The organism is Sphingosinicella sp., from assembly GCF_041916975.1.
Lineage (GTDB): Bacteria > Pseudomonadota > Alphaproteobacteria > Sphingomonadales > Sphingomonadaceae > Sphingosinicella.
This window is the reverse complement of the sequence record NZ_JAYRYK010000001.1, coordinates 2,996,491-3,008,479: the sequence shown is the minus strand read 5'-3', so window position 1 is coordinate 3,008,479 and position 11,989 is coordinate 2,996,491. Positions and strand designations below refer to the sequence as shown.

Genomic DNA, 11,989 nt, shown 5'->3' with positions numbered 1-11,989 from the left:
TATGGGCATAGTCCCCGCGATCGTTCGAGCGACTGAACTCAGGTCAGTGCAGTCGCGGAGATGGAAATTCATAGCTATGCGTCAGATTGCAGCGTCCAACCGAAATATAATCTATCTCATGCAAAGACATCTCTTCAACGGGATAAACATTCCGCAAATCCACGAATAAGGGACTTTTCAATCCCTTCCGTATGCGCTGCCAGTCCAGCGCTCGGAACTCATTCCATTCCGTCAGCAGCACCACTACATCCGCTCCGTGCAGCGCCGCATAGGCATCGCTGCACATCTCCACGCCAGGCAACAGCGCCGCCGCGGCCTTCATCCCCTCCGGATCGAACGCTTTCACCTTCGCACCACCCGCCTGCAGCACTGGGATGATGACGAGGCTGGGCGCGTCGCGCATGTCATCAGTGTTGGGTTTGAACGTGAGGCCGAGGATGCCGATGGTTTTGCCGTCCACCGATCCGCCGCAGGCGGCGATGATGCGGTCGGCCATGGCGCGTTTGCGTTCGTCGTTCACCTTTACGGTTGCCGCCACGATCTGCAGCTGCACGGCATTATCCTCGGCGGTCTTGAGGAGCGCGAGCGTATCCTTCGGGAAGCAGGAGCCGCCGTAGCCCGGACCCGGGTGCAGGAACTTCGAACCGATGCGCTTGTCGAGGCCGATGCCCTTCGCGACATCCTGAACGTCGGCGCCAACCTTTTCGCAGAGATCGGCGATCTCGTTGATGAAGCTGATCTTTACAGCGAGGAACGCGTTCGCGGCGTATTTGATGACCTCTGCGGTCGGTCGGTCGGCGAACAGGATCGGCACTTCGCGCAGTGAAAGCGGACGGTAAATGGCCTTGAGCACGTCGCGCGCCTGATCGTCGGCAACGCCGCAGACGACGCGGTCTGGCCGCATGAAGTCCTCTATCGCCGAGCCTTCGCGCAGGAATTCGGGGTTCGAAGCGACGCTGATCGCCTTTCCGGGCGCCACTTCGCGCGCGATGCGCTCCACTTCGGTAGCGGTTCCCACTGGCACGGTCGACTTGTTGACGATGACACAGGTATCCGGGGCAGCTTCGGCGATCTGGCGCGCTGCTGCATAGACATAGGAGAGGTCGGCGTGACCGTCGCCGCGGCGGCTGGGTGTGCCGACCGCGATGAACACCGCGTCGGCATCCTTCACGCCGGCGGCAAGATCGGTCGTGAAGGTCAGGCGCCCCGCCTTGGCGTTACGCGCAACGAGGTCTTCGAGACCGGGCTCGAAAATCGGGATTTCGCCCGCTTTCAGCCGCTCGATGACCGCGGCGTTGAGATCGACGCACGTGACACTGTGGCCGAACTCGGAAAAACAGGCACCGGAAACGAGGCCCACATAGCCCGTCCCGATCATCGCAATACGCATTCAATGGCCCCTGAGCAGCAGACGCTTCAGCGGGTTAGCGTCTGCCGCCGCGAAATGCAAAGCCGCCATCACGGCTTGGCCCAGGTTCAGACCGTATGGCCGAACTGCACGGGGTTCGGGCCGCGCTGCTTTTCATCGATGATGAGGCTGCTGTTCGCGGGCGGGCGAGCGCGCTGACGGCAGTGAGGACGCTCGCAGAGTTCGCAGCCGAGGCCGATCGGCGTCGCGTCGCCGCTGCCGAGATCAAGGCCGCGCGCGTAGACGAGACCGTGCGCGTGTCGCGCCTCGCAGCCGAGCGCAATCGCATATTCGGGGCGGACGCCGCCGTAGGGCTGCGCGTAGGCACGCACGGTGCGGGCGATCGACACGTATTTCGTGCCGTCCTCCATCTCGACGAGCTGCCGCAGGATCTGCCCCGGCCGCTCGAACGCCTTGTGCAGCGTCCACAGCGGGCAGTTGCCGCCGTGGCGCGAGAACGGAAAGCCCCCCGCAGAGAACCGCTTCGAGATGTTGCCGGCGCGGTCGACACGGACGAGGAAGAACGGGATGCCGCGTGCGCCGGGGCGTTGCAGCGTGGTGAGACGGTGCGCAACCTGTTCCAGCCCCGCGCTGAACCGCGCCTGCAGCAGATCGAGATCGTAGCCCGTCGCCTCGCAGGCCGTGTGGAAACGGCCGTAGGGCATCATCAGTGCGGCGGCGAAATAATTGGCGAGGTTCTGGACGAGCAGCCGCTCGGATGCCGCATCGGGCATTCCGGCGCGCGCGACGATCGCATCGATCTCGCCGCGGCCTTCGGAGAGCGCGAGCTGGTAGGCCGCCTGGAAGCTTCGCGAGGCGGGATCGAGCAGTTCGGAAAGCTGAAGCTGGCGGCCGTGCAGGTCGAGGCGGCGGAGCAGTTCGGGCATCACCTCGGCGGGCAGGATGCGTACGGTGAGGCCGTGACGCGCGCGCAACCGGTCGCTGACCGCCGCGAAGAAATCCGGGGCAGCGAGGCGCAACTCGTCGGCCAGAGATTCGGCGCGTGTTTCGAGTTCGGGGAAATGGTTGCGACGGTCCTGAATGAACGCTCGGACGAGTTCGAGCGGTCCCTCCCCTTGCGGCGCTTCGGCGCCAGCGCCGCTGCTGCGGGCGTCGCGGAGTGCGCTGCGCAGCCGCACGATCGCCTGTGCGATGCCGGGCGAGGCTGCGACGAATTCCTGCACTTCGGCGCGACCGACATCGAGCCCTTTCAGCAGCGGGTCGGCGAGGGCTTCGGCGACGTCGAGCGCGAGGCGGTCGTCGTCGGCGCCGGTGAGCTGGCGGAGGTCGAGATTATACTGGTGCGACAGCTTGAGCAGAAACGGCGCGGTCAGGGGGCGCTGGTTGCGTTCGATGAGGTTCAGGTAGGAAATCGAGACACCGAGTTCCTCGGCCATGCGCGTCTGCGTGAGACCGAGCTGGCTGCGCAGGCGGCGCACGCGGGGGCCCGCAAAGAGCTTTCCGCGCGGTTCGGCAGTGTCGATCGCGATGCTGGCCATTTGTATGTCTCTTTTACTTTTTAACAATAAAGACACGAAATTTACAGACACTTACACACGTTTTTTACACGTTTGCCTTGCTGCGAGTAGGGGAAAGACGACAAGGCATCAATAGCAGATTTGCAAGGCACTGCGATTCGGTTGGGTTCGATTGGAAGCCCCGTTTCCGCACTGCAATGTAAAAAGACTGTGAATGGTTAACACGGAGTCATACACGATGAGCGCCCAGCCGACCTTCGAATCGCTGATCCCCTCAGCCCCCGCCGGCCGCTTCGACGGCATCAAGCGCCCGTACACGCCCGCCGATGTGGAGCGTCTGCGCGGCTCGTTCCCGATCGCTTACACGCTCGCCGAACGCGGTGCGAACAAGCTGTGGGAGCTTCTGAAGACCGAGCCCTACATCAATTCGCTGGGCGCGCTTTCGGGCAACCAGGCGATGCAGATGGTGCGCGCGGGCCTCAAAGCCATCTACCTTTCCGGCTGGCAGGTCGCCGCCGACGCCAACACCGCGGGCGCAATGTACCCCGACCAGTCGCTGTACCCCGCGAACGCCGGCCCCGAGCTTGCTCGCAAGATCAACAACGCGCTGATGCGCGCCGACCAGATCGAGCATTCCGAAGGCGGCGCCAAGCGCGACTGGTTCGCGCCGATCGTGGCCGACGCCGAAGCCGGCTTCGGCGGGCCGCTCAACTGCTTCGAAATCATGAAGGCGTACATCGCGGCGGGCGCTTCGGGCGTTCACTACGAAGACCAGCTCGCGTCTGAAAAGAAGTGCGGCCACCTCGGCGGCAAGGTGCTGATCCCGACGCAGGCGCACATCCGCAACCTCGACGCCGCGCGCCTCGCCGCCGACGTCTGCGGCGTGCCGACCGTGATCTGCGCCCGCACGGACGCCGAGAGCGCCAAGCTCATCACCAGCGACATCGACGAGCGTGACCGCGAGTTCCTGACCGGAGAGCGCACGCCCGAAGGCTTCTTCCGCCTGAAGGACGGCACCGGCGTCGACCACTGCATCAAGCGCGGCCTCGCCTTCGCCGAGCACGCCGACCTGCTGTGGTGGGAAACCTCGGTTCCGAACCTCGACGACGCGCGCCGCTTCGCCGAAGCGATCAAGAAGGCGTTCCCGAACAAGATGCTGGCGTACAACTGCTCGCCCAGCTTCAACTGGGAAAAGAACCTCGATAAGGACACCATCGCCAAGTACCAGCGCGAGCTGGGCGCCATGGGCTACAAGTATCAGTTCGTGACGCTGGCCGGCTTCCACCAGCTGAACTTCGGCATGTACGAGCTGGCGCGCGGCTACAAGGATCGCGGCATGGCGGCGTATTCCGAGCTGCAGCAGGCCGAGTTCGCAGCGGAAGCCAACGGCTACACCGCAACGCGCCACCAGCGCGAGGTCGGCACAGGCTATTTCGACATGGTCGCGACGACGCTCGCGGGCGGCGAAAGCTCGACGACCGCGCTCGCCGAATCGACCGAAGCCGATCAGTTCAAGAAGGACGCGGCATAAGCCGCACCTGATCACACCTGATCACCGGGGAGGGTGACGAGGCGCCCGTCGGGACAACCGGCGGGCGCTTCTTTTTTTGAGGCAAGCTGCGCGATTCCGGAATCACGCAGCTTGCCCTCTCTCTTTGTGGGCGCATCGTTTTGCGCGGAAAGCCGGTACCCACGTTTCCGCACGATGCTCCATGTCGCGTATCCGTCACAAACGCGGTGCAAGGATGCGGGTCAGATCAAACGCCCTAGACCAACCGCCGGAGCCAGCGATGACCCGTTTCAACCCGAAGCCGCAGGATGCACCGTGGCTGACCCCCTATCTCGTACTGACCGACTGGGCGGACAATCGCCGCTATTACGAGAAGGTGTTCGGCTTCGAACTGGGGCTGGCGCTTGACGGCCCCGGCCACACGCCGATCCACGCCGAGTTCCGCTACAAGGGGCAGCTTCTCTTCATGTGCGCGCCCGAAGGCACCGGCGGCAGTCCGGTCCGCAGCCCACGCTCCGAAGCGCTCGATCATTCCCCGGTCAGCTTCTGCGTCTACGTGGACGACGTCGATGCTTTCACCAATCATGCGCTGGAAGCGGGCGGCATCATGACCGAAGAGCCCGCCGACCAGTTCTATGGCGAGCGCCGCGTCGTCTTCACCGACCCATCCGGCTACACATGGATGTTCATGTCGAACATCAAGGCAATGAGCGAGGACGAAATCCGCGCGGCCGCTTCAGCGATGGCCGACTAACGCGGTACGCGTCTCCGCATCCGCGGGAAAGAACGTCTCCAGCGAGAGTTCCGCGAGCGTCACGTCTGCGGGCGTGCCGAAGTTCGTGATCGTGCTGATGAAACTGAGCGTGCCGCCATTCTCGCCGCGAAGCATCAACGGCAGGAAAATGCCCGCCATATCGTGACCTTCGGCATCCGGTGCATAGTCCGCAAGCTCGCGCCAGAGTTCGGCAAGCACGGGATCGCCGGTGGCGAAGGCATCGCGCTGAAGGCGCGTGAGCAGATGGCCGCTCCATGCGGCCCGGTTCACGATACGGGGTGCCAGACCTTCCGGATGCATCGCAAGGCGGAGCACGTTCACCGGCGGCTCGAGGAGATATGGGGCGGCGCCCGCCACCAACGGCCCGATCGCGCCGTTCGCAGCCACGAGTGTCCAGTGCCGATCGACGGCGATCGCCGGAAACGGCTCGTGCGCCTTCAGAATATGCTCCACCGCCTGCCGCGCCCCGGCGAGCGCATCTGAGGCGAAGCCGTGTGCACTGAACGCGGGGGCATAGCCGGCGGCAAGCAGCATCGCGTTCTGCTCGCGCAGCGGCACGTCGAGCCGTCCTGCGAGCGTCAGCACCATTTCGCGGCTGGGGCGCGCGCGTCCGGTTTCCACGAAACTCAGATGCCGCGTAGAAATCTCCGCATCGAGCGCGAGATCGAGCTGGCTCATGCGCCTGCGGCGGCGCCAGTCGCGCAAGTGATCGCCGATCGAAACCTGTGTCGCCATGGCCCGAGCATAGCGCGGCCGGAGTCGTTTCCAATTACCTGCCGGGTAATCGACACGCCCCCGCCCCGAAGGCAGCCTTGTCGCATCGAAACGCGATCAAGGAGAAATCTCATGTCCCTCAGTCCCGACAGCTTCATCCGGCGCACGCTGCTGCTCGATGCCGCGATGTCCGGCGCTTGCGCCGTGCTTCTGATTGCGGGCGCCGGCACGCTTGCCGGTCTGCTCGGCCTTCCCGAAGACCTGCTGTTCATCTCCGGCCTCGTCCTCGTGCCCTTCGTCGGGATGCTCGTCTGGCTGATGCGCGCGGGCAGCCCTTCAGCGATCGGCGTGCGCGCCATCATCGCCATCAACGTTGCGTGGGTCGCGGCAAGTGCGGCGCTGCTGGTTTCCGGGCTTGTCGATCCGACACCGCTCGGCACGGTCTTCGTGATCGTGCAGGCGGCGGCCGTGCTGGTATTCGCCGAGCTTCAGATCATCGCGATCAGGCGGACGGCGCTTCCCCGGGCGGCGTGACCGCGCCGCCTCCGGGCGGCACGCGCTTCTCCACCGGCGGCTGCGCTGCGCTCGGCCGCCGAACGAGAAGGATCGCGACGAACAGGATCGCGATGCCCGCGAGGTCCGTGACCGACAGGATCTCCTCGAACCACAGATAGCCTAGCAGCGCCGCGAACACCGGCTGGATGAGGAGGCCGACGCCGCTTGCCAGCGGCGTGAGGTGCGGCAGCGCATAGATGATGAGCCCCTGCCCCACCACCTGGCTGCCGAGCGCGAGCAGGATGACCGGCGTCCAGTCCTGCGGCCACACATTCCCCGGCGCGATCAGCGCCACCGGTAACAGGCAAATGGCCCCCGCGAGCGTGACGGGCGCAAGCGTCGCCATCGCGGAAAGGCCGCCCCGCGCCCTGCCCATGACGACGAGATAGCCCGTGTAGAACACCGCCGCGATGAAGCAGAGCAGATCGCCGAACAAGTGCCCGCCCGACACGCTCGCGGAATCGCCCATCAACATACCAATGCCGACCGCAGCGAGCGCCAGCGCCAGCGCCGCCACCGGCGTCGGCCAGCGGCGCGCCACCAGATAGCCCCAGATCGGGAACAGGAAGGCGGCCGCATTGCCGAGCAGCGCCGCGTTCGCAAGCTCGGTCCGCACGATGCCGAGATGCCAGGCCGCAAGGTCTGCCGCGAAGAAAAAGCCCGCGAGGAACAGCCACAGCACGCTCCCGCGCGGCGGCAGCAGCGGCGCCTCGCGCTCCATCGCGCGCGCCAGCACGTAGAGCAGCGGCACGGCGAGCGCGAGGCGCCAGAATGCCGATTGCAGCACGCCGACGTCCGCGACGCGGACGAAGATCGGCCCCGCCGAGAGCATGGCACTGCCTGTCAGAAACAGCGGGAAGGCGAAGCGGGGAGTTTTCATTGACGCGGCAATACCTAATCTTGTTTGTCGCCGCCATCCCGCGTTCCCAAGTTGACGGGCGGAGGGACACTAGCAGGAAGGTTCGTGATGCCGACACTCTTCGACCCCGTTCAGTTCGGCGCCATCAGCGCCGACAATCGTATCCTGATGGCCCCGCTGACCCGCGCACGCGCCGACCGCGACGGCGTTCCGCAGGCATTCGTGAAGGATTATTACGCGCAGCGCTCCGGCGCGGGCCTCATCATCTCGGAAGCGACCGGCATTTCGCGGCAGGGCCTCGGCTGGCCGAACGCGCCGGGCATCTGGTCGGAGGCGCAGGTCGAAGCGTGGAAGCCGGTGACGGCGGCCGTACACGCGGCCGGCAGCAAGATCGTGAGCCAGCTCTGGCACATGGGCCGCCTCGTGCATCCGTCGGTCAGCGGCATGGAGTCGGTATCATCGAGCGCGATCCAGGCGCCGCACTACGCGCACACCTATGAGGGCAAGAAGGATTATGTCGTCCCGCACGTTCTGACGAAGGACGAGATCGCCGGGATCGTTTCCGACTATGCCGCCGCCGCGCGCAACGCGATCCGCGCCGGGTTCGACGGCATCCAGCTCCACGCGGCGAACGGCTACCTGATCGACCAGTTCCTGCGCGACAACTCCAACACGCGCGACGACGAATACGGCGGCAGCCCGGAGAACCGCACGCGGTTCCTGAACGAAGTGCTGGACGCGGTGATCGCGGAGATCGGCGCCGACCGCACAGCGATCCGCTTCTCGCCGAACGGCGACACGCAGGGCACCGAAGACAGCGACCCGGCCACGCTGTTCGACATCGTCGCGCGGCAGCTCGCCGGGCGCGGCCTCGCCTTCGTCGAGCTGCGCGAGCAGCGGCCGGGCGGTACGTTCGGCAATTCGGACGTGCCGCAGGTGTCGCCGTCGTTCCGCCGCCTCTATGACGGCCCGCTGGTGCTGAACAACGACATCACGCCGGAAATGGGCGCGGCGTTCGTGGAGAGCGGCAAGGCCGACGCCATCGCCTTCGGCCGGCCGTTCATCGCGAACCCGGACCTGCCGCTGCGCATCAAGGATGGGCACCCGCTCGCGACCGAAGATTACAAGCTTTGGTACACGAACGGCACCGAAGGCTACACCGACTATCCGACGTGGGAACAGGCGCAGGCCGCAGCCTGATACACTGAACCGGGCGCCCCTCCTGCACGGGAGGGGCGTTCCCCTTACAGCTTGGGTGCGATCACCATCAGCATCTGGCGGCCTTCGAGCTTGGGATGCTGCTCGACCTTGGCGTACTCGACAGTATCGAGCTGAATGCGCTCCAGCAGCTTCATGCCGAGCTGGAGGTGCGACATTTCGCGGCCGCGGAAACGCAGCGTCATCTTGACCTTGTCGCCTTCCTCGATGAAGCGCTGAACCGCCTTCATCTTGGTGTCGTAGTCGTGGTCGTCGATGTTCGGACGCATCTTGATCTCCTTGATCTCCTGCGTCTTCTGGTTCTTGCGGGCGGCGTTCGCCTTTTTCTGCGCTTCGTACTTGTACTTGCCGACGTCGAGGAACTTGGCGACGGGCGGATCGGCGTTCGGCGAGACCTCGACGAGGTCGAGACCGACTTCCGCTGCCGATTCAATCGCTTCTGCTGTGAGCATCACCCCGAGGTTTTCACCTTCGTGGTCGATGACACGGACTTTCGGGGACTGGATGAACTCGTTGTAGCGAGGGCCCGAAAAGTTTTGCGGCACCGGTGGGCGCCGGGTCAGAGGCGGTCGAATAGCAGTTTCTCCATGAATCGTGGTTCAAGCGTGGCTATTTAGTGTGTTGCGCGCGTTAGCGAAAGGGGTAGCGCGGCAACAGTGCCACACAAATTTATGCGAGAAAGCCCATCAGGCAAGCAGGCGGAAAAGCGCCGATGCGGCTGCGATCCCAAGAACCAGCCCGACACCCGCGCGCCACAGCCGCGCCGGAACGCGGCCGAACAGCTGCCCACCGAACCAGTTGCCCGCCAGCATCGGCAGAAACAATGCCGCTGAAAGCGCCAGCAGCGGCGGCGTTGCAAGGCCCCGTAATGCCGCCACGATGCTGCCTGTGATCGCGGTAGCGAAAAACACGAGGATCATTGAAGCGCGCGCAGACCGGGGCGGCAGATTGCGACGCATATAATAGGGCACCACCGGTGGACCGGGCATCCCTGCAAACCCCGCGAGAAGTCCCGCCGCGCCGCCCGTGAGCAGGCTTGCCGTCCGGCCCGGCGGACGAACCGTCGCCGACACCGGCAGCGAAACGAGCGCGAAGGCGCCGATGGCGATCGCCGCGATAAGCAGCCGCGCCTGATCGGCCGGGATCGCCGTGAGCGCGAGCAGACCCAGCGGGGTCGTCACCATCGCGGCAAGCGCGATCGGCAGAACGCTCTCCTTCTCGCTGTCCGCGATCACGCGGCGCAGGCCGACGGGGCCGATCAGCAATTGCAGCAGGATCGCGGCGACGACCGCGCTTTCCGGTGCGATCACAAGGCCGAGCAGCGGCACCAGAATGATCGCCATGCCGAACCCCGTAACGCCGCGCACGAACGCGGCACCAAAGGTCATCAGCACGGCAACGACAAAGCTTTCCGGCGACAGGCCGATCGCATCGAACATCGCGCCCCGGCCTGGCCGCTAGCGCAGATCGGGAGGCGTTGCCTCGGCCTGCAACCACGCGATCGCCTCTTCGAGCGGCATCACCTTCTGGCGTTCCTCGCCGAGCGTGCGGATGGCGACGGTGCCCTCCTCCGCCTCGCGCTTGCCGACGACGAGGAGATGCGGGACTTTCGCGAGGCTGTGTTCGCGGACCTTGTAGTTGATCTTCTCGTTGCGCGCGTCCGCCTCTGCGCGCAGGCCGGCCGCGCGGAGCTTTTCGACCACGTCGGCAGCGTAGCCGTCCGCATCGGACACGATCGTCGCGACCACCGCCTGCACCGGCGCGAGCCAGAGCGGGAACTTGCCCGCGTAGTGCTCGATGAGGATGCCGATGAAGCGCTCGAACGAGCCGAGGATCGCGCGGTGCAGCATGATCGGGCGGTGCCGTTCGCCGTCCTCGCCCACGTAGCTCGCATCGAGGCGTTCGGGGAGCACCGTATCGGTCTGGATCGTGCCGACCTGCCAGGTGCGGCCGATCGCGTCGGTCAGGTGGAACTCCAGCTTGGGCGCATAGAAGGCGCCTTCGCCGGGAAGCTCTTCCCATCCGAATTCGGGCGTGTTGCGCCCGGTGGCGGCGACGGCGTCGCGCATGGACTGCTCGGACCAGTCCCACATCTCCTCGCTGCCGAAACGCTTTTCGGGACGGAGCGCGAGCTTGATCGCGTACTTGTCGAAGCCCAGATCCTTGTAAACGGTATCGAGCAGGTCGACGAACTTCGCGACCTCGCTGACAAGCTGGTCCGCACGCACGAAGATGTGGGCGTCGTCCTGCGTGAACTGGCGCACGCGCATGATGCCGTGCAGCGCGCCGTGCGGCTCGTTCCGGTGGCAGCAGCCGAATTCCGCCATGCGGATAGGAAGGTCGCGGTAGCTCTTGATGCCCTGCCGGAAGATCAGCACGTGCGCCGGGCAGTTCATCGGCTTCAGCGCCATCCAGTCGGCGTCCTGCGAGATCACCGGGCCTTCATCCTCGGTGTTAGGCACCTCGTCGGGGATCACGAACATGTTTTCGCGGTACTTGCCCCAGTGGCCGGACTGCTCCCACTGGCGCGCGTCCATGATCTGCGGGGTTTTCACCTCCTCATAGCCGCCCGCATCGAGGCGGCGGCGCATGTAGGCTTCGAGCTGGCGCCAGACCATGTAGCCCTTCGGGTGCCAGAAGACGCTGCCGTGCGCTTCCTGCTGAAGATGAAACAGGTCCATCTCCTGCCCCAGCTTGCGATGGTCGCGCTTGCCCGCTTCCTCCAGCATGTGGAGGTGCGCGTCGAGCTGCTTCTTGCTCAGCCACGCGGTGCCGTAGATGCGTGAGAGCATCGCGTTCTTCTGGTCGCCGCGCCAGTAGGCGCCCGACACGCGGGTGAGCTTGAACGCCTGCGGATCGAGCTTGCCGGTGGAGGCGAGGTGCGGCCCGCGGCACATGTCGAACCACTTGTCGCCGGACCAGTAGACACTGATTTCGTCGCCTTCGGGCAGTTCCGCCGCCCACTCGGCCTTGAACGTCTCGCCCATTTCCCGCCAGCGCGCGATCAGCGCGTCGCGCGCCCACACCTCGCGGCGCAGCGGCTGGTCGGCGCGGATGATGCGGCGCATCTCCTCCTCGATCGCCGGGAGGTCTTCCTCGGTGAACGGGCGCACGGGTGCGAGATCGTAGTAGAAACCGTCGTCCGTCGCCGGGCCGAAGGTGATCTGCGTGCCGGGAAAGAGGTTCTGCACCGCCTCGGCGAGAATGTGCGCGAAATCGTGGCGCACGAGTTCGAGCGCGTCCGTCTCATCCTTCGCCGTCACCAGCGCCAGCGCGGCATCGCGCTCGATCGGGCGTTCGAGGTCGATCACCTCGCCGTCCACTTTCGCCGCGAGCGCAGCCTTCGCCAGCCCCGGGCCGATCGAACGCGCCACGTCGCCGCCTGTCGTGCCGCGCGGCAGCTCGCGCACGGAACCATCGGGCAGGGTGAGGCGGATCATCTCGGACATGGTCGTTTTCAGGCTTTTCTCGG

Annotated in this window: 11 protein-coding genes; 4 read left to right on the top strand and 7 right to left on the bottom strand. The window is 65.5% G+C overall.

Features of this window, described 5'->3' with window-relative positions:
- Positions 1–43: 43 nt before the first annotated feature.
- Complete coding sequence (locus ACE3TJ_RS14275) at positions 44–1,390, bottom strand: UDP-glucose/GDP-mannose dehydrogenase family protein (protein WP_374597257.1); 1,347 nt, start codon at positions 1,388–1,390, stop codon at positions 44–46.
- 86 nt (positions 1,391–1,476) lie between these two features.
- The gene (locus ACE3TJ_RS14270; RefSeq protein ID WP_374597255.1) at positions 1,477–2,907 is read right to left on the bottom strand and encodes a short-chain fatty acyl-CoA regulator family protein; all 1,431 of its coding nucleotides are present in this window, start codon (positions 2,905–2,907) and stop codon (positions 1,477–1,479) included.
- Positions 2,908–3,124: 217 nt separating this feature from the next.
- Here ACE3TJ_RS14270 and aceA point away from each other — a divergent pair, with 217 nt between their 5' ends.
- Both aceA and ACE3TJ_RS14260 read left to right on the top strand, forming a co-directional pair.
- Positions 3,125–4,417 (top strand): isocitrate lyase, encoded by a 1,293-nt coding sequence (aceA, locus tag ACE3TJ_RS14265; RefSeq protein ID WP_374597253.1) that lies wholly within the window; start codon positions 3,125–3,127, stop codon positions 4,415–4,417.
- Positions 4,418–4,676: 259 nt separating this feature from the next.
- The gene (locus ACE3TJ_RS14260; RefSeq protein ID WP_374597251.1) at positions 4,677–5,150 is read left to right on the top strand and encodes a VOC family protein; all 474 of its coding nucleotides are present in this window, start codon (positions 4,677–4,679) and stop codon (positions 5,148–5,150) included.
- Here ACE3TJ_RS14260 and ACE3TJ_RS14255 read toward each other — a convergent pair.
- Positions 5,133–5,906 (bottom strand): helix-turn-helix domain-containing protein, encoded by a 774-nt coding sequence (locus ACE3TJ_RS14255; protein WP_374597249.1) that lies wholly within the window; start codon positions 5,904–5,906, stop codon positions 5,133–5,135. The two genes, ACE3TJ_RS14260 and ACE3TJ_RS14255, sit on opposite strands and share 18 nt — an antisense overlap.
- A gap of 111 nt (positions 5,907–6,017) precedes the next feature.
- Between ACE3TJ_RS14255 and ACE3TJ_RS14250 the strand changes: the two genes are divergently transcribed.
- Positions 6,018–6,419 carry a hypothetical protein gene (locus tag ACE3TJ_RS14250; RefSeq protein ID WP_374597248.1) on the top strand — a complete coding sequence of 134 codons (402 nt, stop codon included), beginning with the start codon at positions 6,018–6,020 and terminating at the stop codon, positions 6,417–6,419.
- Here ACE3TJ_RS14250 and ACE3TJ_RS14245 read toward each other — a convergent pair.
- Positions 6,388–7,320, bottom strand: coding sequence for a DMT family transporter (locus ACE3TJ_RS14245; protein WP_374597246.1), 933 nt, complete (start codon positions 7,318–7,320; stop codon positions 6,388–6,390). The two genes, ACE3TJ_RS14250 and ACE3TJ_RS14245, sit on opposite strands and share 32 nt — an antisense overlap.
- Positions 7,321–7,407: 87 nt before the next feature.
- Here ACE3TJ_RS14245 and ACE3TJ_RS14240 point away from each other — a divergent pair, with 87 nt between their 5' ends.
- Positions 7,408–8,499, top strand: a complete 1,092-nt coding sequence (locus ACE3TJ_RS14240) for an alkene reductase (RefSeq protein ID WP_374597243.1) — start codon at positions 7,408–7,410, stop codon at positions 8,497–8,499.
- A 44-nt stretch (positions 8,500–8,543) separates the two neighbouring features.
- On the opposite strand, the gene infC is transcribed toward ACE3TJ_RS14240, so the two are convergent.
- The 3 genes from infC to thrS all read right to left on the bottom strand — a co-directional run bounded on the left by infC (position 8,544) and on the right by thrS (position 11,966).
- Positions 8,544–9,080, bottom strand: a complete 537-nt coding sequence (gene infC, locus ACE3TJ_RS14235) for a translation initiation factor IF-3 (protein ID WP_374599415.1) — start codon at positions 9,078–9,080, stop codon at positions 8,544–8,546.
- Between the two features lie 123 nt (positions 9,081–9,203).
- The gene (locus ACE3TJ_RS14230; RefSeq protein WP_374597242.1) at positions 9,204–9,956 is read right to left on the bottom strand and encodes a sulfite exporter TauE/SafE family protein; all 753 of its coding nucleotides are present in this window, start codon (positions 9,954–9,956) and stop codon (positions 9,204–9,206) included.
- An 18-nt stretch (positions 9,957–9,974) separates the two neighbouring features.
- On the bottom strand, positions 9,975–11,966 hold the full coding sequence (gene thrS / locus ACE3TJ_RS14225; RefSeq protein WP_374597240.1) for a threonine--tRNA ligase: 1,992 nt from the start codon (positions 11,964–11,966) through the stop codon (positions 9,975–9,977).
- Between the last annotated feature and the right edge of the window lie 23 nt (positions 11,967–11,989).

Excerpts from the sequence above, each read along its gene's own strand:
- ACE3TJ_RS14275 (WP_374597257.1), bottom strand. The coding sequence starts at position 1,390 with ATGCGTATTGCGATGATCGGGACGGGCTATGTGGGCCTCGTTTCCGGT.
- ACE3TJ_RS14270 (WP_374597255.1), bottom strand. The coding sequence starts at position 2,907 with ATGGCCAGCATCGCGATCGACACTGCCGAACCGCGCGGAAAGCTCTTT.
- aceA (WP_374597253.1), top strand. The coding sequence starts at position 3,125 with ATGAGCGCCCAGCCGACCTTCGAATCGCTGATCCCCTCAGCCCCCGCC.
- ACE3TJ_RS14260 (WP_374597251.1), top strand. The coding sequence starts at position 4,677 with ATGACCCGTTTCAACCCGAAGCCGCAGGATGCACCGTGGCTGACCCCC.
- ACE3TJ_RS14255 (WP_374597249.1), bottom strand. The coding sequence starts at position 5,906 with ATGGCGACACAGGTTTCGATCGGCGATCACTTGCGCGACTGGCGCCGC.
- ACE3TJ_RS14250 (WP_374597248.1), top strand. The coding sequence starts at position 6,018 with ATGTCCCTCAGTCCCGACAGCTTCATCCGGCGCACGCTGCTGCTCGAT.
- ACE3TJ_RS14245 (WP_374597246.1), bottom strand. The coding sequence starts at position 7,320 with ATGAAAACTCCCCGCTTCGCCTTCCCGCTGTTTCTGACAGGCAGTGCC.
- ACE3TJ_RS14240 (WP_374597243.1), top strand. The coding sequence starts at position 7,408 with ATGCCGACACTCTTCGACCCCGTTCAGTTCGGCGCCATCAGCGCCGAC.
- ACE3TJ_RS14230 (WP_374597242.1), bottom strand. The coding sequence starts at position 9,956 with ATGTTCGATGCGATCGGCCTGTCGCCGGAAAGCTTTGTCGTTGCCGTG.
- thrS (WP_374597240.1), bottom strand. The coding sequence starts at position 11,966 with ATGTCCGAGATGATCCGCCTCACCCTGCCCGATGGTTCCGTGCGCGAG.